This window comes from Arcicella sp. GW821-FHT09D11 (assembly GCF_059416265.1).
This window is the reverse complement of sequence record NZ_JBWKOV010000006.1, coordinates 66979-87841: the sequence shown is the minus strand read 5'-3', so window position 1 is coordinate 87841 and position 20863 is coordinate 66979. Positions and strand designations below refer to the sequence as shown.

The following is a 20863-nucleotide window of genomic DNA, read 5'->3' as shown; positions in this document are numbered from 1 at the left end:
GGCAAGCGTTTACTTGGCCCCTTCTCAAGTATTAAGAGAAGGGGCTTATTAAAATTAAATTGGATAATAATAGATAATCTTACTTGTATTGTACTTTTTGAACTGGTGTAAAAATCATGTCTTCTACTCCACTGATTTTTATGCCAATTCTAGCAAATACATAATCTTGACTGGGTGAAATAGCAGGTACATCAAGCGATAGATTGATGTTATTTAAGTCTGTAATAGCACTCCCTGCTATATCTACTACTTTAATATTGTTTGCACCCGACACAAATTGTGTTTTATTGATGTATAAGGAAACCCTTTCAATATTTTTAGCATTGGCATCAGTAATGATTTTTTCAATTTTACAAGAAGCAACTACTTTGTTCTCTCCTTTTGAAAAACTTGCATTTCTAAGCATATAATAAGGAATTACTTCAAAATCAGTCGTTTGACTACCTTTAATATCTAAATAAAGGGTATCTTTTACGGTAGTATTAATAATGTTTGTCATAAACGGGCCTTCTCCTTTAGGAAATATCATTTTGTATTTTCCCGTGAAAAGTATGGCTGAATAATTGCCTTCCTGTGAAATAGCTACATCTATCGGAGCAAGCTTTCCCCAACCCGGTTCCCATAATTGGAAACGCACTTGGTTTGATTCAACATTTATTGGCTCCCCTTTGTAAACAATCCGACCTTTAAAATCGACATTAGGTGCTACATAATTGTCCATCGAGCAAGATGCCATAAAAACACCCAATGCAGCGACAAATAAAGAATAAATTGATAATCTCATGATATATATCGTTTAGATGTTATCGTATCTATTGATTTGGATTTCTAATAATTTTCGGATTGTTATTAATAATATCATCTCCGATTTTTGAATAATAATTCCCAAACTGGAATTTGTCAGCAGCAGTTACACGGCTCAGTTTCACAATCTTGAAAATCCACTTTCCATCATTCGCTGAACTAGGACTATAAATTTTATAAGGCCATAAAGCATAAGGCTGAGTGCTTCTTTTGGTTGCTTTTTCGATGTCTTGTACTAAATCTGTTGGTGAAATAGCCCCTCCATCTAATACTAAATGGGCGATTCTCCACCGTTTCAAATCATAGAAATAATGCCCCTCAAAAGCCAATTCTGCTCTTCTTTCATGTGCAATTCTATCAAAAGTGATATCACTGCTAACCAATGGTTTTATTAACCCCGCTCTTGTACGCACTTGGTTCATGTAAGTAGCTGCTAGTGCGGGTTGTCCTAATTCAAAAGCTGCTTCTGCTGCATTCAACAATACTTCAGAAAAACGATAACGGATAAACCAAACTTCGCTTTGTACTCCACGCTGACCCGAACCTGTTACAGGGTCTAAGTATTTACGTAAATAAAAACCCGATTGAGCTGTAAATTCAAAGCCATCAATAGGACCATCAAAACCTACTACTTGCTCACGTGTGGTTTTTCCCGGTAATGTTTTCTGTGAACCACGGTCATCACCACTAATAATACTTCCATCTGCCAACTGAAACCCTGCCCAAATATCCACGTTTCTTCCTTTGAATTTTGTGCCTGGCAACATTACTGTACCTGCTAAACGGGCATCTCTATTGGCAAAAATATCACCGATGTTATCATAGTAATTATATCCCCCTGACGAGTTGTTGGTTTCAAAAGGAGCAAAAGTATTATCCAACTTTTCAAATGATTGAACCAAGTTTAGTGAAGGATTTATTCTTCCTCCTTCTTCTTCCTCAGCACCATATCTAGGTTGGTTTACAATCGTAAAATTGTGTACTTTCCCGCTTTGTAGTTTAAAATCTTCTACAAAAATGGCTTCTGGATTGTTGGCTTTATCATAAAAGATGCTTGAGAAGTTTTCTGATAAATCAGGCTTTTTATTGTATAAAGCATAAGCACCTGCTTTACCTTCAATAATTTCCTTTGCCACAGCTAAAGCTTTGGTATAGTATCCAGTTGCCATGCTAGCTGGTATCCCTACTTCGCCTGCTTGTAAAGTTACTAGCGGTGTATTATTGCCATATTTAGCGATTGACCCAGCATAAAGGGCTGCACGAGCCTGCATGGCTAATACTGCTCCTGCAGTTGCTCTTGATTTTTCAGCAACATTGATAGGAAGTTTTGACTTGATTTCATCTACTTCTTTGATAATAAAATCATATACTTCTGATTCCTTGGCTCTTGCCTTGCGTAAATAGCTTGGGTCACCACTGAAATCGTAGGTCATAGGTTCTGTAATCAATGGTACACCACCCATGCGTTTTACCAATTCAAAATAATAGGCAGCACGCAAGAAACGAGCCTCTGCCAAAAATCTATCTTTAGTAGCAATATCCAATTTATCCGCTGCCGCACATTTTTGGATAAATAAATTGATGTCACGGATGTAGGCATAATCCCAAATTCCCCATGCACCATAATCATAAGTAGTATTTTGGAAATTACCGTATTGCCCTGCCTCCGACCAAAAAGCTTCATTAAAGTCAGCCATTGATGTCCAGCTTTTTAAGCTAGAATAATCGTTATAGCGATTATACAAATCTCCTAAAACAGACAATACTTGCTCTTGACTATTCCATATTTGTTCATTCGTTAGAATATTGGTAGGTTGTCTATCCAAAAATCCTTCGTCATTACATCCCCAGCTTATTGTTAGTAAGACTAATAGTTTTATCAATAAAATCTTTTTCATTGCAAATTATTTTTATATTTTAAAGAGAAAGATTGATTCCAATGTTCACAAACTTGTTTTGAGGATACTGCAAACCGTTATCATCTGCAATTTCTGGATCAACACCATACTCTTTTAAGTTATCCACTGAAAACAAGTTATAACCATTCACATACACTCTTGCTTTCTTAATTTTCAATTTGTCGAGTAATGTTTTTGGCAAAGAATAAGACACTTCAAGAGTTCTAGCACGTAGATATTTTACGTTGTGTAACCAAAATGTTGAGTTCTTGTTGTAGTTACTATGTCCTCCATCATTATAGCGGAAAGCAGGGAATCTGCCTGGAATCCATTCACTATTCACATCGAATACATCCGCTCTGTGCCATCTGTCTGTCAATAGTTGATTCAAAGCACCATCGTTTTGATATGCCCATCGTTGTTCCCAGTTTTGGTTCCAAGAATACATACCACCACCAGAGAAATCAGCCGTGAAAGTAAAGCCTTTCCAACCTAACATAAAGTTTAAACCGAAGTTTACATTTGGCTGACCAGTAGTTGTATAACCAATTGGTCTTTGGTCATAACCATCTATTTTGCCGTCGCCGTTTACGTCTTTATAAATCAAATCACCAGGATTTAAGGTTTTGTTACCTTGACCATCAATGTTTACTGGATATTCATTGATTTGATTTCTTGACTGAAACTGTCCGATGGTTTCATAACCCCAGAAAATATTGCTGTAACGTCCTTCAGATGAGTTTCTGTAATAGTCCCATGAGTTATTGAAAATCGGCTTATAAGAAGAAATAAATTCGCTACGAGAATATGACATATTTCCTCCAAGTGAATACGTAAAATCACCAGATTTGCCATTGTAAATCAAAGAAAACTCACCACCAAACTGTGCGTCGCTGTTTACGTTTTCATCTGGTAAGTTATATCCTAACTCACTAGGCACCAATAAATCATATTTACGCCCTCTTAAGCCTGTTCTTAAACGGTAGAAGTAATCTACACTACCCGTCAATTTAGTGCCTAAGAATGAGAAATCAGCCCCAATATCAGTGATTTTACTTTTGAACCAAGAAATATTATTAATTACTTGTCCTTTATCCCTTGAAGTTACTACTGGCGCACCACTCAAAATCACGTTCCCTACGTTGTAGTTATACCCTGAAAGATAGTCGTAAGCACCAATCCCCACGTTATCATCTCCTAGGATACCATAAGAACCTCTGATTTTTAAATCATCTAAAATAGAGCTTCCTCCTATCAGATTCTTCACAAAGTCTTCTTCACTAATTCTCCACCCAATCGAAGCCGATGGGAAAGTACCTGACCTTCTATCTGGTGCAAATTTCCATGAAGCATCTCTTCGTGCCGAAACTTCAAAATAATACTTATTTGAATAATTATAGTTAAATCTACCGATATAGCCTATACGTGCTTCTTGATTATCAGCATCATTGTAGGTATCAACCGTCGGGAAATAAATCAAAGGTAACACGTTTGTTTTAGGCACAGAGTGCACCCATTGGTCTTGTGTGCGCTGTTCTTGTCTTTCTGCTACAAATACTCCACCTACTGTATGTTTACCAAATGTGTTATTATAATTTAACTGCCCTTGATAAATATTTCTCATAATTTTGGTCGTACCACGTTCTCTCCAAGGGTTTGTACTACCGCCTGTCACTTTATAAGTATCATCCGCAGGATTGTAAGTATATGCTTGATACGTATATTCATGACCATTCATTACTTTGTCAGCAATGTAATATGAATACATTCCTTTCAACATTAATCCTTTTACCCCAGGCACTTGATATTCTGCATTAAAGTTGGTTTGTAATACTCTCCAATCTTCACGCCAGTATCCTCCTAATGTTTTGTTGTTATAAGCCCAGTTTGTTTCATTATGCTTTATATCATTCAAATACAATGGGTTATCGTTAGCATAAGGTCGTTCAAACGGTCTGTTTCTTAAAATAGCAAAACGTGGTAACCAATAATCATCACTTCCTGGAATCCCTGGCTGGTCTCTCGTTTCAACACGCCCGTTAATCTGTACACCCACTTTAAGATTTGACGAAATCTTAGCATCTACGTTACTTTGAATATTGCTTCTAGTAAAAGTAAATTCGCGCCCCAACACTGAATTCTGACTTAAACGGGTAGCAGAAATATAATAACTGATTTTATCAGAACCTCCAGATGTATTAATGTTGATTGAAGTTAAAGGAGAATTCCCTTTAATAATAAAGTCTTTCCAGTTAAATGTTTGATAGCCAGGCTCTGTTCCTGCTCTATATTTGTCTAATTCAGCTTGTGTAAGGGCTGTTTTGCCAAACTGGTTCATTTCAGCATCTGCTTTACCTAATTGCCACTGATAAGAATCGTTTACTACGTCAGGAAATCTTGACCAATTTTGAAAGCCTGTATACGCATCAATGTTTACAGTATTAGGGCTACCCGATTTACCTCTTTTAGTCGTAACAACCACGACTCCATTTGCTGCACGAACACCATAAATCGCCGCTGAGGCATCTTTTAGTACAGAAATACTCTCTATATCATTTGGAGCAATATTATTGAACTGACCAGCATCTTGTTGAATTCCATCAATTACAAATAATGGACTACCCATGTTACGAATTTGGATACTAGCACTAGCCCCTGGGCGACCATCAGCCATTCTGAAGGATACTCCTGGAATTTTTCCTGCTAAACCCGAACTTACTGTAGACCCACCATGCACTTTTTCTAAATCTTTGCTTGTTACGATTGAAATCGCGCCTGTTAAAGACTCTTTTTTCTGACTGCTATAACCTACTACTACTACTTCCTCAAGTCCTTTGTTATCAGGCAATAATTTAACATCTATCACCGCACGATTGTTAACGATAACAGACTGACTAATGTAGCCAATAGACGAAAATACAAGCGTAGCATTGCCATTGGGCAACGAAATTACATATTCGCCCTTGTTATTGCTTGATGTTCCCTTATTTGTACTGCCTTTCAACAATACATTAACGCCAGGCACTGGAATATTCGACTCGTCTGTTACGGTACCTTTTACAGTAAATTCTACGTTCTGAAGCGTTTCTTTAGAGGATTCTTCCTTTAAAAGTATCTGAGTTGCTTTTCCTTGCGTACTCAGAATTATTTGTTTCCCAGCTACATCATATTGTAAATTGAGGGGTTTTAGAAGTCTTTCTAACACTTCACCTAAAGTAACATTGGGAAGATTTAGCGTAATAGAACGACTTGATTGAATAATTTGCGGACTATATGAAAATCTGACACCTGCCACATTTTCTATATCCTTCAAGACAGCCTTTATCTTTTTGTCTGATACTTGTAGTGTCATTTTGCGGTTTAATAACTCCTGAGCAGCTGATTCGCTCGCCCAAGATACGCTAATGAACAAACAAGCCATGAAGAGTTGAACCAACGATATTTTCATACATTGGAATAGTAAAATTCTAAATTGTTTCATACTTTTGATTGTTTTGATCGTAATGACTTAATTTTCGAGCAAAAGAATTCCCATCCAGCCTAAATTTATTTAAGCTGCTTTGCGGAGTTACAAGCCAATAGTGGTACGAACACTGTTGGCTTTTTTCTTTTTTGAAATAATTAGAAGTTTGGAGTAATTATGTTTTCATTTGTTAAATAGAGGGAGTTAAAGATGAAATTATTTATTTTAGTTAATTTGGTTTACATTCTTTTGAATTAATAACTATCTGAGCATCAATAATTTCATAACTTGCTCCGATAGATTTACAAATAATATTTAGCTTATCTTGTAGAGATTCATCTTCCATAGATGATGTTAGTTGACACGACTGCATTATGTCTCTATTAAAAACTATTTCAACACCATAGGCTTTTGCGATGTCATCCAGTACGGTTATAACGGGCGTTTCATCATAAATAAACGTTGGCTTCTGAACATCACTAGCAATAACCAATATGGGTTGTTCAACGATAGCTTTCTTAAATAATTCTTTGTCTCTCGAAAATATAACTTGCTGATTTGGCTTCAACAGTACGCCCATTTTTTCAATCGTTGCATCATTAACCTGATCGAACTTTGGGTTTTTATACACGCTCACCTTCCCACTTAATACTTTTACGATTACACTTTTATCATTATCGTATGAAAACACTTCAAATTTCGTCCCGAGTACTTTAGTAACTATTTCGTTGGCATAGACAAAAAAAGGCTTTGAAGGCATTTTTACAACATCAAAAACTGCTTTCCCTGATAAATATACCGCTCTGGCTTCTGTATTAAAGTTGTTAACATAACATACCTTGCTATTAGGCGATAAAAAAACCAGAGACCCATCAGGTAATTTTATGGTATCAATTGTACTTTTGGTATTACTTTTTTCAATAATCGTTTCCTCAGATAATACAGCAATTTGTTTTTGATAGATAGATTGCTGAGTAAAAATCTTATTAAAATAAATACCTTTCATTCCTATAAAAAGGATAAAGCAAGCAGCCACTACTTGAAACCACGATTGTCTCCATATTGGTAAAGTACTAGATTTATTTACTTTGTGGCTTTCATTAGTACTCAAAATTCTATCTAATAAATGTTGCTCTGCTTCTTCTGATAAAAACGTGCGAACATATTCACTCAAACCTAATAGAACTGCTTCAATTAATTGTTGTGCCGCTAACCATTCTTCCTTTTTTTCAGGATGTTCCGTTAACCAGTTTTCCCAAAATACTTTTGAAGAATCTGTTGGTCGTAAATAATGCTGTAAAAAAGCATCATCTGAAACAAAGTCTGAAGTACTGAAATGATTATAGTTTGTATTCACAGATTATGATGTTTTAACAGTAGATAACCGAAAGTATATTTTCATACTCACTAAAATCAAATTATTCTTGAAAAAAGACAAAAATTGTTATTGCTAACCAAGTCCTCAATTTTTCTACAGCCCTGAATACGATATTCTGTGCCGATTGTCTATTTACCAACATTATTTCGGCAATCTGTTCGTAATTCATATTCTCGGCAAATCGTAATCGTATTGCTTCTTGTTGGCGATGTGATAATTGACTGACTAGCTTTGTAATCATTTCTTGCCTAGTGCTGGCTTCTTCTTTTTGTGTAAATATTTCTTCGGCCGATGGTTCTATTAAAAAGTCGTCAAAATCTTCATTTAACGTCTGATATGGACGTTCTTTTCGGGTTAATAAATGTAAAATTCTGACCTTTAATGATTTTAGTAAATAGTAGCGAACATTGTCGGGAACAGACAGTTTATTCCTTTTAAACCATATTTCTGTAAATACATCATGAATACAATCAAAGACGAAAGCTTCTGAAACTGACACCAGACTCATGCCATATCTATACATGGCTTTTACGTGTAGTCGATACAGTTGAGTATAAGCTTCTTCATCACCTAATTGGAAGGCCTCCCACAGTTCCTGTTCCCTATTTGGTTCTTCGGTGATTTGATTCATTATTGTCAGTAGTGCTTTTAAAGTTAAAGGTTTCGGTTTCCTATTATTTAAAGCTAATATTGAAGCGAGTTAATTACTCTATCAAATTATACTTTAATAATAATAAATTTAATATTACTTATATATCGAGTAAAGATAGGTTGAAATGCTAATTTAGGAAAGCACCATTTCTTCGTTTTATCTAAATATTACTTGGAAACATCTATTTTGAGACATATTGAATAAACTTTGAAACATTTAATCAAATTCATTGTGTTTTTAAAAATACGGCTTACAGTATTATATTACTTATCTATGCTTAATTCATTTCAAATAAACAAAAACGACTTTTATGGGGTAAGTATTCTACATCATTATTAAAAATCTAAAAACGACTTTTATGGGGTAATCTTTGATATCACATCAATAAGTGAATATTGATAACTCATAAAAACGACCTTTATGGGGTGATGATTTACTTATTATTCGATTTATCCTATTATAAAAATAAAATATCGATTACTTAAAACGACTTTTATGGGGCTTCAAAGAATAGATTACTCAAATTGTATTGATTCATTGAAAAAGAACTTGTTAAAATATAAAAACGACCTTTATGGGGTGAAGTACTAGTCGTTTTTATATAGCTCACACTAAACCTAGATAATAATCAAAAACGACTTTTATGGGGTGTTAATTGTTATTATCTTTCAGATGTTATCCTTATTGCAACTTAGCTTATGATAAATCATTTTAGCAATTGTACAATCTAGAGGAGCATTTAACATTAATAAATAGGCTTTTGAAAAAACGACTTTTATGGGGTGATGAATAAATTACCTTTTTAATTAATTCAATTTTATAATAACGACCTTTATGGGGTAAGTACTATTTTTATCTTTAAAAAAACTATAATGTCATTCAACAAGAGGTTTGAAAACACATCCTGTAACATTAGCATTTGAAAACGACTTTTATGGGGTTTGTTTTCCTTATTGGTATTTTTAACATTTTAAAAAATAAGAATTATTCAACATCAAAATCTATTTGTTGTATTTCTTTTATCTTTCTTTTCTTTTGTCTTTCAGCGTTCATAAATGATTGATTTTGAGCCTATTGAATACCCTTAAAACTACCTTTATGGGGCATATCAACGACTTTTATGGGGTACATCAACGACCTTTATGGGGTACATCACGACTTTTATGGGGTGTATCAACGACCTTTATGGGGTATATCACGACTTTTATGGGGTTTACAATAACGACCTTTATGGGGCATCATAAACGACCATCTCTTATTTGTTGTCGTTTTATTTTGATTTTATAAATTTATCTATTTTTTTTGTAAAACGACTCGACAAAGTTATAAGTCGTGTATTCTATTTTTCATCTCAAACTGTTGGAAAGCGAATGAGCAAAGAGAAAAGTGATAAAAGAGACAAAGCAATCAATGCGATATCAAACGATCCTTATAGAATAATCAAAGGTAACCCAATTATTAATGCAAAATTTGATATTTCAGCCATTCAAATGAAAATCTTTTTGCACATGATTGCCAGTATTGATCAAGCCAAAGATTCAATCCCTATCATAAAAATAACTGTAAAAGATTTTCAGCGACTTACGGGTATCAATAGTAACAATATTTATGCACACGTAGAGAAAGAAGCAATGAAGATGAGAGAAAAACGTATTTTTTTCTCTAACAATAAAATCACCTTTGATGCCAACCTTATTAGTGCTTTTGTATATTATAAAGACGAAGGATATTTTACCTTAGAAATCCCGCAGGCACTCCACCCCTTCCTCTTACAAATCAAAGAGAATTTTACGGTATTAGATATTCGTAATATTTTAAGGCTCGATAGCGTATATGCCATGAGGTTTTATGAATTCTGTAAAGAGTATGAACGATTTGGTAAATTCAGGTTTGACGTCGAAGAACTGAAAGCAACTTTAGGGCTATCGGCTAGGTATAAAAACTATTTTGACTTCAAGAAAAAAGTAATAGAACAAGCACGGAAAGAACTTTCGCAAAATGCAGAAATATATTTTGAGTTTCAAGAAATCAAAAATGGAAAGAAAGTAGAAAGCATTGAATTTATCATCAAAAAGAATATCATCATCAACGATGATATTCAAACTATCTCTATCATTAAAAATAATGATTCCGAAGATGGTATTGAAAACGAAGAGTCTTCAATTGTGGAGCAAATTTTTGCAAAAGTCAAGGAATATGAAATTACGCTAAAAACAGTTGAGCATTGGGTTAAGGAATTGCCAGAAGAACAAATATTATTGGGGATAGATTATGTGTTGAAAGAAGTAAAATCAGGCAAGCCAATTACCAACGTCGGGGGATATTTGAATCAAATGGTTAGAAATCCTACTTTATTTGAAAAGAAGACATTAGATAAAGCTGAGGAGCTGAAGAAAACCCAACAGAAAAAAGAAGTACAAAAAAAGCAAGATGATGCTGAAAAAATAGAAGCTAACAGAGAAGAACTAAAAATTGCCTATTCAAATGCTAAAAGAGAAGTTGCTTTAAAAATTTTGCAGACCAATCCAGAGTTATACTTATTGGTGTTGAATAAATTACAAGGAAGTTTATTGGGGCAAATGAATTATAATAGTTACATGAATTATTGTGAGAAGAAATTGTCTAACGAATCTTTTATAAAATATTTCTCTGATGATGCTTCTTTTTTTGCTGGTGTAATGAATGCGATGTCTTCTGAATTTCCAGATATTGTAGCCGTAAAAGCTCAATTTGATAAAGTGGCCAATCGTTTAGGAGTACAATTGATATAAAAAAACCAAAGTGACACGCTGTCACTTTGGTTTTTCTTAGTTGGTTTGATATTGACAAAAAACCAAAGTGACAACGTGTCACTTTGCTATAAGATGTCTAATAATTGATTAATTCTATTCAAAATAGACTCGCAATCATTTTTATTTAAACTACCTTTTGCAATTTCTCTAATTTCACTTTGTAATTGAACGACTTGAGGGCTCAATTGCTTTTCTGGAGAAGCAGAATTAATTTTTGATAGTTGGCTATTAATCTCTTCAATACTTTCTAAAGGGCTAGTAGTTTCTAGCTTTGAAATAGCATTGATATAAGATTTTGGTAGTTTTTGTTTTCCAGTCAGAATTTCTTGCTTTAAATCAGTCGATAATTTATTCAAACCAGAAGCAAATTCTCCATCTCTTTTTATCGTTCTGCTACTAACACCATATTCAGTAGCAAGTGCTACGGATACATCCTGCTGTCCTTCATTCGCAAACTTATCGCCACCACGCATTGATTTTTGTTGAAGGTAACGAAGCCCTCTTAAATAGGAAGCTTGTTCGGGTGTTAAATTCCTACGTCCTAATTGAAAATCAATCATGTAATCTTTCACTTCATCTAATGAAGTAAATTTCAACAGATTGATACGATAATCTAAACGGTTCTTTTTACAAATGTCATACCTATTGTGTCCATCAATCAACACAAATACAGGCGTATTGCTATCATCAATCTGAGCAATGGCCGCTGTAGTTTCCCAAATTGATAACGGATCTTTTACGCCATGTTTTAGAATGTTAAGTTCTAATTGGTGTAATTCATCCACAGTAAGTGGCGGAATTAAATCACGCAATTGATCAAGTATTACAATTTGACTCTTTATATTTTCTTCTGATGATAAAAGAGAAGGGCGAAGGTCGCTGGTTTTCTCTTTCATAATATTCATAAAATCTTTTTTTGCCATATTAAAGGACCATTATTTCTGTTGCTAGATTGTGATATTGAAGCCAAGAGGACGATTTTGGGGCATAAGTAAATAAATCTTCTTTGGCTACTTGCGACTGCTTAATCACGGTTGAGCCTTCAATAATAGTGTTGTAAATGTGAAAACTTTTAAATTTTTCTTCAATGTGCGTCATCATACTCTTGTGCACACTTTGGTTTTTATGTACCATCGTAAATACGATACCTTTAACCGTTAGAGTCGGATTAATATAAGCACGTACTTCGGCAATTCTGTTAAATAAACTTTCTACACCGTGATAAGCACTGGCTTCTGGCTGAATGGGTACTACGCAATAACTAGAAGCGACTAACGAACAAGTTGTACAAATACCTAAACTTGGCGGGCAATCAATTAAAATGTAATCAAAAAATTCTTTCACTTCATCAAGCTTCAAAGAAAGTCGTCTGTCTGCTCCAATAGCATTGGCTAATTCAGATTCTTTATAAGCCATTCTGATATCAGAAGGAGCTAAAAATAAACTTTCGGTAATGGGAATAACGGGTAGTTCTGTATTACTCAATAAAGCATCTATTACCTGACTTTGGGGTTCATGAATACCAAAACACTGGGATAAATTACCCTGCGAATCCATATCTACCATCAATACTTTATTGCCAAGTAAACTTAATGCTTTACCAACATTGATAGTTGTAGTAGTTTTTCCAACGCCACCTTTATGATTTACAATAGAGATAACGGTTGCTTTATCAAACATTGTTTCAGAATAACCGTATTGTCTGAGGGCTTCGTCGATGGCGGGTAAATGTTTTGTCGGAATATCTTTCTGTTCAGCAAGTACTTTATGTAAGGTTTTAGAAGGAATCCCAGCTTCTTTTTCAATTTGAGTTAAGTTAAGTGCTTGTTTTGAGCGTAAAAACTTAACAACTTTTTCTTGTGTAATCATTTGTTAGAAGGGATAAAAAATTATCTTTTGTAAATGTAAAAATAACTTTTTTTATCCAAAAATATTTTGATAAAAACTTACTTAAAAATTAAAAGAAATATTGAAAATAGTAATTCTCGTAGAAAAACGAGCTTGGGATGAAGTGAAAAATATGCCGAGTAGGAGGGAGATGTAAAATAAAGCAGGGATTATATTGCCGATTAAACCACATATGAAGGCTGAAATCTTTAACAAAGATATTCATTTAATTTTTTATGGGCTTCTCAGGCGTTTAAATTTGAAAACAAAATGATGTAAGTTGTTATAAATAAGCAGTTTAACGGTATTTATTGATAGACTATTAAACTGCTTTACTTTTTGTTTTTTGTTATTGAGTTAAATATTTTCTTTTGTATTCCAACGGAGTGATGCCTGTTACTTTTTTGAAGTGTCTATAAAAGTTGGAAACATTATTAAAACCACAATCAAAACAAATAACTTCTGTAGGGAGCTTATCTTCTACTAAGGCCCTACAAGCATGACTTATCCTGATTTCAATAAGGAAATCATAGTAAGTTTTCTTAGTCATCAATTTAAAATAACGACAGAACGACGTAACACTAAGATTGCTGATAGCAGAGATTTCTTCCAGGGTAATATCCTTTTTATAGTTTGATAACGTATAAGTACACACTTTATTCAAACGAATAGTATCTGATTCATTTGACTGATAAAAACTATGATCAGTAGCAATGGTAGTATATTCATCTGTTTCAGCAAGAATATTCAGAATAGATAATAGTAATATAATGCGTTCCAGATTACTTGCCTTGGTTACTTCTAGCATCAACTTGGCTACTTTCTCGCGGGCTTCACCGCCAATCACCATTCCGCTTTTTGCTTTCTCATATAATTTAGGAATCATGTACACTTCTGGCAAAGTCAATAAGTATTTTCCTAAACAATCTGGTAAAAAATGAATGACAATTGCCTCAACACCGAGATTGGGATTGTTTTCAAAATATTCTTCTTTGCATCGCCATGTATGAGGTAGGTTTTCACCAATAAGTACTATTTCACCATAAGAAAAGTTGCTGATATTATCACCAATAAAACGAACGCCCTCACCCTTAATGATATAGTGCAATTCGATTTCTGGATGATAATGCCAGATAGTATCAAAGTTTGGCCTTATATCATGACGAATGCTGAATGAGCTTTCGGGTTTTACAGGAACTTTATGAAAAAGTGGCTTCATTTATAATATATATTTTATTTAAAATAATTTTTTTGATAAAGAGTTGAACTATTATAATGCACAAAGAAAAGAACGAAAATTCCTTGAAATTATGCTTTAATGCATCAAATATAATAATTCGTAGTTAAATTATGACAATATCATATACTAAGTTGGTAAAAATTTACACTAAAATTCCTTTTTGATTGATGAAATTTGTATTCAAATCTAATAATACCTCATTTTCAAAAAAGATAAGATATTATAATGATTACGAAGGATAAACTTATTATAGCATTTTCTCAGTAAAGTATAAAAGCATTAAAAGTAGAATATATACTTACTGCATAACAGGAATGAGTGTTAGAAAATTGGGAATTTTAAGATTAGCCTGCTTTGAGATAGATTTTTATCTTGAAGAAATAGAGATGATAAATTAGTACAGAAAACAACAGCTTTATCAAATATTAATATGAAAAGAATAGGAAGAAAAATGATGATTTTAATGATGTTGATTACTTCAACATCAACAATGCTTTGGGCTCAGGAGGTACAAACAAAAGAGCAAAAAGATGCTAATTACGTGAAAATGATTACTGACCGTGCTGCTAAAATTGTAGCTACCCTTGGCGTAACGAATGCAGAAGCGAGTATCAGAGTAAGAGATATTATCAGTCAGCAATACAGTGATTTAAGTCAAATACATGAAGCTAGGAATTTAAAACTAAAATTAGCCAAGGAAATAGCGAAAGATGATAAAGTTAAAAGTGAGGCCGATATAAAGCAAGCCGAAGCTGACGCTAATGTTGCAATGGATAAATTACATGGAGAATACCTGAAAAAACTATCTAAAGAACTTTCAGCTAATCAAGTAGAGATGGTAAAAGATGGCATGACGTATAAAGTTTTGCCTATTACTTACAAAGGTTATCAAGAGATGCTTCCAAATCTGACTAATGAACAAAAGACGCAGATATTAGCATATCTTACTGAGGCTCGGGAGCATGCTATGGATGCGGAATCGTCAGAAAAAAAACATGCTTGGTTTGGGAAATATAAAGGTAGAATCAACAATTATTTATCAGCTGCAGGGATAGATATGAAAAAAGCAGGCTTAGAATGGGAACAGAGAATAGCGGCTGCTAAGGCATCAAAGCAAAATTAATAGTACTAAGTAAAGGCAAAATATGTTTAATATTATCATAGAAAAAATAGTGCATGATAATATCTCATAATATCTTGAAAAAATTATATACAAAATTAGGCTTTTGTTAGCCTAATTTTGATGCGTAATATTTTTATTCATGAGCGCTATAATTTTGCCTTTTTTTGAATATAAATATTTTGTGAAAAAACCACATAAAATTTAGTTTGTCACTCGCTTTAGTAGCAATCAAGTGATTCTTATCATTTTAAAAAAATTAAGATCCCAACGTAATTATGGAATTATTTTTACAACCACAGCCTAATTTGGTAAAGAGGTCATTGATGACTTACTCACCGATTTTGGCTTTACTTTTGTTCTCAGGAACATCCTTTGCAACAAAACATAGAGAGGTCGTTTCTTCGACACAATCAATTTCAGTAATTTCTAAAGCAACTACTCCTGTTAAGGGAGTTGTGAAAGATATTTCTGGAGTAGCGATTCCGGGAGTAAGTGTAAGAGTGAAAGGAAGTAAAACAGGTGCAGTAACTGATGCTACAGGTGCTTACCGTTTAGATTTACCTAAAGGGGATGAAACTTTAGTATTTACTTCGGTGGGTCTTAAACCTCAAGAAATAGAAGTGAAGGGCCGTTCAGAAATAAATTTAACGATGGAAGAGGATGTTTCATCATTGAATGAAGTGGTTGTAGTAGGTTATGCACAGCAAAAGAAAATAAACTTAACAGGAGCTGTAGCAGTAATTGATATGAAGGCGATTGAAGATTTACCTGTAGGAAGTTTATCAGCTGCTTTAGTAAGTCAACAGCCAGGAGTAGGGGTGTCTGGAGGAACGAGTCGTCCAGGAGATAATGCTTCTATTACTATTCGAAACCCAATATTATTATCTAAAGACGGAGGTTCGTTACGTCCATTATACGTTATTGACAACGTAATTCGTACGGAAGACGATTTTAACGTATTAGATGTATCCGAAGTAGAAAACATTTCTATTTTGAAAGATGCTGCCGCAGCCATTTATGGAGCACGTGGTGCTTACGGTGTTGTTGTAGTGACGACTAAAAGAGGAAAGACTGGTACACCAAGATTTTCATATAGCACTTCTTATGGAACATCGGATGCTAACTTACCTACCATGATGAATGGTTATGAGCTTGCAACCTACACAAATGACTATAACTTACTGGCTGGGAAAAAAGCTACAGATAATAACTCTGTAATTTATACACAAGATGAATTAGATTATTTCAAAACGCACAGCCAAGATTGGTTAAGCGATGCATGGAAAGCTTCAACAGTGAGCCGTCATGTAATGAATGTGAGTGGGGGTACAGAAAAAGCAACCTATTTTGCGGGGATTACATATAACAACCAAAATGGTAATTTTGATAAAATTGATTTTAACAGATGGACTTTCAGAGCAAGTACAGACGTTAAAGTATCTTCCAATGTAAGAGTTGGCTTGGGCTTATCAGGTGATTTATCTGAAAAGAAAAGATATTTATTGAAACAAGGGGGGTCTGATAATGAAAAAGATTTTAAATCTTTAATTTATGCAGCACCTTTCAGACCTGCGTATGTAGACGGCCTACCATTGAATACTACGGGTGGGGGTTCAACGAGTGAAAACTTTCACTTCTTTGAAGCTCAGAAATCAAACAACTATTTGTTAGCAAAAAATAATGGATTAAACATCAATGCTTATATCGAATATGACATTCCATTCATCAAAGGATTAAAAGCAAAAGCTACTTACAATAGAACATTTGATAATAACTTCGGAAAAGAATTTGGTACAAAATATACTCTTTACAACTTTAATATGTTGGGAACAAACAAACATATTTATGGTGGGGGTGTAAAAAGTACTACCTCAATTAGCAACAGTAACCGTATTTATTTTGCACCAAACTATTCTGATGTATATCAGTTGAATGGTTATTTAAACTACGACCGTACATTTGGTAAACACACCATTTCCGCAATAGCATTATTTGAACAAGCAGAGACTTATTCAGATGGTATCACTTCATACTTAGACAACTTAGTAGATGGTGCACAAGATAATGCTGGATATGCTTTAGGAGGAACAGCTTCAGGTGCGGGTGTAGGAACTATTTCTGAATCTGAATCTGAATCAGGAAGATTATCATTTGCAGGTCGTGTTAATTACACCTATGCTGGTAAGTATTTAGCTGAATTTGCAATTCGTAGAGATGCATCTACCAACTTTGCACCAGGGAATCGTTGGGGTACTTTCCCTTCTCTTTCAGTAGGTTGGGTTATTTCAGAAGAACCATTCTTTAAAAACAATGTACGCTTTGTTGATTTCTTGAAATTACGTTTGTCAGGTGGTCTTACTGGTATGGATAACACAAAAGCTTATAACTGGTTGAAAAGTTATAACCTAATCCAGACAGGTAATGGTCCTGTATTTGGTGGAAACCTTGACCGTGCTGGTATCTTCCGTTTGAAAAATGCTATTCCTAACCCAGATGTACAGTGGGATAGTGACACTAAATTGAATGCTGGTATTGATGCTAATTTCTTGAACAATAGACTTTCGTTAGGATTAGATGCATTTTATGATCACCGTTACAATATGCTAGTTACGCTAGCATCGTCTGTTCCTTTGACGGTTGGTGCGGTTCTTCCTTCTGAAAACTTCGCTACAATTGATGGTTTCGGTACAGAGATTTCATTAGGATGGGCTAGTAAAATCAATAAAGATTGGTCATATAAAGTAAGAGGATTCTTCTCATGGAGTGATAACAAGCAAATTAAAGTGGATTATGACAAAGGACTTACTGGTACATACCTTGACCCAACAGGAAAATCCACAGATATGGGCTTCCTTGGTCTTCGTAGTGCAGGGATGTTAAGAACTCAGGCAGATTTAGATGCACTTTTAGCTAAATATCCTAATTATACTATTTATGGCACAAAACCAGCCGTTGGTATGATTTATTATGAAGATGTTCGTGGAGCAAAAAGTGCAACAGCTAATCCTGACGGTACGTACTCTTATGCTGAACCAGATGGAAAAATTGATGATAGTGATAGACAATACTTAACCAATAAAAAGGATAACCACTATGGTTTTGGAATGAACTTCACAACAAGTTATAAACGTCTTACATTCTCGTTAGCAATGGGTGGCTCGTTTGGTGGACAAGATGTTCTTGAATCTGGTGCAAGAGGCTGGGGAACTTCAGCACAAGTAACAGCAATTACTAATTTGCCATCAATTTTAACAGACCACTGGACGCCAGAGAATCCTAATGCTAAATATCCTGCACCAAACTATAGAGGTCAAAATAGCTTAGATTCAGATTTCTGGTTTGTTAGCTCATTCCAAATGTCAATTAGAACATTGAATGTATCATATGAGTTGCCAGCTAACTTGCTTAGAAAATTGAATGTTAACGGAGCAAGAGTATACTTAACATCAACAAACCCATTGAACCTATACAATCCTTATACTTATAAGCAGTATTCAGGTTCTTATGATGTATACCCTGTATTACGTTCATTCTCAGTAGGTTTAAATTTGAATCTATAATTAATTACCCCTTTTTTCTTATACAATTGATATATTTTTTATCAATGATATTGAAAACTTAATTATTACAGAAAAATGAAAAAGAAATATATTTTATATACAGCACTTTGTTCAATGCTTGCTCTAGCGAGTTGCGAAAGTGTGTTAGATAAAACCGATTTAGGCGCGGCCTCTCCAGATTTAATTGCAGGAGACTCTGTGTTAGCCAACATTGCATTGAACTATGTCTATAACCAAAATTTACCTGACTGGGGTGGAGTAACAGCAGTCAGTAGTCTTGGTGGCAGCGTTTATTCAGAAGAGTCTTATAACCAAGGAAGTTCTGAAAATAAATATTTAGAAGGAACGCTTACACAAGCAGACGTTTCGGATTTTGGAACGGCATTGAATGCAACCAACAACTATGGAAAAATCAGAACAATCAATTCTTTTCTTTTCGATTTAGGAAATGATAAATTGATGGATAATGGTGCCAAAAACAGATTGTTGGCTCAAGCATATTTTTTCCGTGCTTGGCGTTATTTTGAACTAGTTAAATTGTATGGTGGTGTGCCTTTGGTATTAACCCCTCAAGATGCCGTAGGACAAGAAGCACGTGATGCATCATTTATTCCTAGAAATACAACAACACAGTGCTATAATAGAATAGCGGCAGATTTAGATTCAGCAACGAAATATTTACCAACAGTTTGGCCTTCACCAAGTGCTAACTGGGGTAGAGTTACTAAAGGAGCAGCAGTAGCCTTGAAAGGTAGAGTATTATTGTATGCTGCTAGCCCTCAGTTTAATCCAAACGACGTGGTATCTAAATGGCAAACAGCTTATGATGTTAATAAACAAGCTTATGATGTATTAACTGCGAGTGGCTCAAAACTTTTTGCAGACTATGCTAAAATGTGGTTCACAGAGGTGGGTAATACAGAGGCAGTTTTTTTAACTGGTTATAATACGTCGAACGGAGATCAACAAAAAAGAAATAGCGGATGGGAAGCAAGTACAAGACCAAAATATTCTACTGGTTCAGGAGGGGGGTCAAACATTCCTTCATGGGATTTAGTGAAAGCTTACCCAATGAAAGATGGTAAGAAAGCAGGTACTTCTACAAAATATACTTATTCAGACCAGCTATTCTATAAAGACCGTGACCCACGTTTTGAGAAAACAATCGCTTATAACGGCTCAACTTGGCCAATGACTAACGTAACTAATAATAGATTATGGACATACCAAGTAGCTGGTAAGAGTATCGAAAATGGTGGAACAAACGGTAGTAATACAGGTTTCTATTGCAAAAAAGCCCTTCAAACATCAGATGTAGCAGGTTCAACGCTTGATGCTTCAAACACTATTTATTCAGGGACAGATTGGATGGAAATTCGTTTTGCAGAAGTATTATTAAACTTAGCAGAAGCTGCGAATGGCGTGGGAAAAATAGATGAAGCTTATACGCAATTGAAAGCTATTCGTGCCAGAGCGGGCATTGAAGCAGGTACTGATGGTTTGTATGGTTTGAAAGCAAATATGACTCGTGCAGAAATGTTTACAGCTATTTTAGATGAAAGACAAATTGAATTTGCATTTGAAGGAAAACGTTTTTGGGATTTGAGACGTTGGAAACTTATCGAAAAAACATTGAACGGTACTAAAGGAACAAAAGTGGTGATAGCATTGAAAACGACAGGTGTACCAGCTGATTTTGCTGCCATTCGTGATGGTTTAAAATTAGATGATATTTATACCAACTATTTTACCGTTACAATAACGCCAAATGCATTAATGACTAGAAATGCGATTGCTTGGAAACCAGAATACTATTATTTTGCTATTCCACAAGCAGCTATCAATAATAATCCATTGATTATTCAAAATAATACTTGGGGAGGATCGTTTGACCCTCTACAATAATTATGGTTAAATCTTGTTGATATTAAAATAAAGGCTTCATTCGAAGCCTTTATTTTTTGTTATATTTGTCCTGCTCTGTCTTGATTATTTCATAAAAAAACAGGATAAAATAGAGATAATATCATACATTAAATTGAAAATTTTTTATAGATAATTATCAT

At 34.4% G+C, this 20863-nt stretch carries 12 protein-coding genes; 4 read left to right on the top strand and 8 right to left on the bottom strand.

Annotated elements, in window-relative coordinates:
• Positions 1 to 79 precede the first annotated feature (79 nt).
• The 5 genes from AC07N0_RS17505 to AC07N0_RS17485 all read right to left on the bottom strand — a co-directional run bounded on the left by AC07N0_RS17505 (position 80) and on the right by AC07N0_RS17485 (position 8174).
• Complete coding sequence (locus AC07N0_RS17505; RefSeq protein ID WP_494590212.1) at positions 80 to 784, bottom strand: DUF3823 domain-containing protein; 705 nt, start codon at positions 782 to 784, stop codon at positions 80 to 82.
• 28 nt (positions 785 to 812) lie between these two features.
• Positions 813 to 2702, bottom strand: coding sequence for a RagB/SusD family nutrient uptake outer membrane protein (locus tag AC07N0_RS17500; RefSeq protein WP_494590211.1), 1890 nt, complete (start codon positions 2700 to 2702; stop codon positions 813 to 815).
• A 19-nt stretch (positions 2703 to 2721) separates the two neighbouring features.
• Entirely contained in the window at positions 2722 to 6183 is a 3462-nt protein-coding gene (locus AC07N0_RS17495) for a TonB-dependent receptor (protein WP_494590210.1), read from the bottom strand.
• A gap of 211 nt (positions 6184 to 6394) precedes the next feature.
• Positions 6395 to 7522, bottom strand: a complete 1128-nt coding sequence (locus AC07N0_RS17490) for a FecR family protein (RefSeq protein ID WP_494590209.1) — start codon at positions 7520 to 7522, stop codon at positions 6395 to 6397.
• 61 nt (positions 7523 to 7583) lie between these two features.
• Positions 7584 to 8174 (bottom strand): RNA polymerase sigma factor, encoded by a 591-nt coding sequence (locus tag AC07N0_RS17485; protein ID WP_492803800.1) that lies wholly within the window; start codon positions 8172 to 8174, stop codon positions 7584 to 7586.
• Between the two features lie 1391 nt (positions 8175 to 9565).
• Here AC07N0_RS17485 and AC07N0_RS17480 point away from each other — a divergent pair.
• A complete protein-coding gene (locus AC07N0_RS17480) occupies positions 9566 to 10966 on the top strand; it encodes a replication initiation protein (protein ID WP_494590208.1) in 1401 nt (466 codons plus the stop codon).
• Positions 10967 to 11052: 86 nt separating this feature from the next.
• On the opposite strand, the gene AC07N0_RS17475 is transcribed toward AC07N0_RS17480, so the two are convergent.
• From AC07N0_RS17475 to AC07N0_RS17465, 3 genes are all read right to left on the bottom strand, one after another.
• On the bottom strand, positions 11053 to 11910 hold the full coding sequence (locus AC07N0_RS17475) for a hypothetical protein (protein ID WP_494590207.1): 858 nt from the start codon (positions 11908 to 11910) through the stop codon (positions 11053 to 11055).
• 1 nt (position 11911) lies between these two features.
• Entirely contained in the window at positions 11912 to 12856 is a 945-nt protein-coding gene (locus tag AC07N0_RS17470) for an AAA family ATPase (RefSeq protein WP_494590206.1), read from the bottom strand.
• Positions 12857 to 13223: 367 nt separating this feature from the next.
• Positions 13224 to 14093, bottom strand: coding sequence for an AraC family transcriptional regulator (locus AC07N0_RS17465; protein WP_492803805.1), 870 nt, complete (start codon positions 14091 to 14093; stop codon positions 13224 to 13226).
• A 451-nt stretch (positions 14094 to 14544) separates the two neighbouring features.
• Between AC07N0_RS17465 and AC07N0_RS17460 the strand changes: the two genes are divergently transcribed.
• From AC07N0_RS17460 to AC07N0_RS17450, 3 genes are all read left to right on the top strand, one after another.
• On the top strand, positions 14545 to 15237 hold the full coding sequence (locus AC07N0_RS17460) for a DUF3826 domain-containing protein (RefSeq protein ID WP_494590205.1): 693 nt from the start codon (positions 14545 to 14547) through the stop codon (positions 15235 to 15237).
• Positions 15238 to 15512: 275 nt separating this feature from the next.
• Positions 15513 to 18797 (top strand): SusC/RagA family TonB-linked outer membrane protein, encoded by a 3285-nt coding sequence (locus AC07N0_RS17455; RefSeq protein WP_494590204.1) that lies wholly within the window; start codon positions 15513 to 15515, stop codon positions 18795 to 18797.
• A gap of 75 nt (positions 18798 to 18872) precedes the next feature.
• Positions 18873 to 20702 carry a RagB/SusD family nutrient uptake outer membrane protein gene (locus AC07N0_RS17450; RefSeq protein WP_494590203.1) on the top strand — a complete coding sequence of 610 codons (1830 nt, stop codon included), beginning with the start codon at positions 18873 to 18875 and terminating at the stop codon, positions 20700 to 20702.
• The last annotated feature ends 161 nt before the right edge of the window (positions 20703 to 20863 follow it).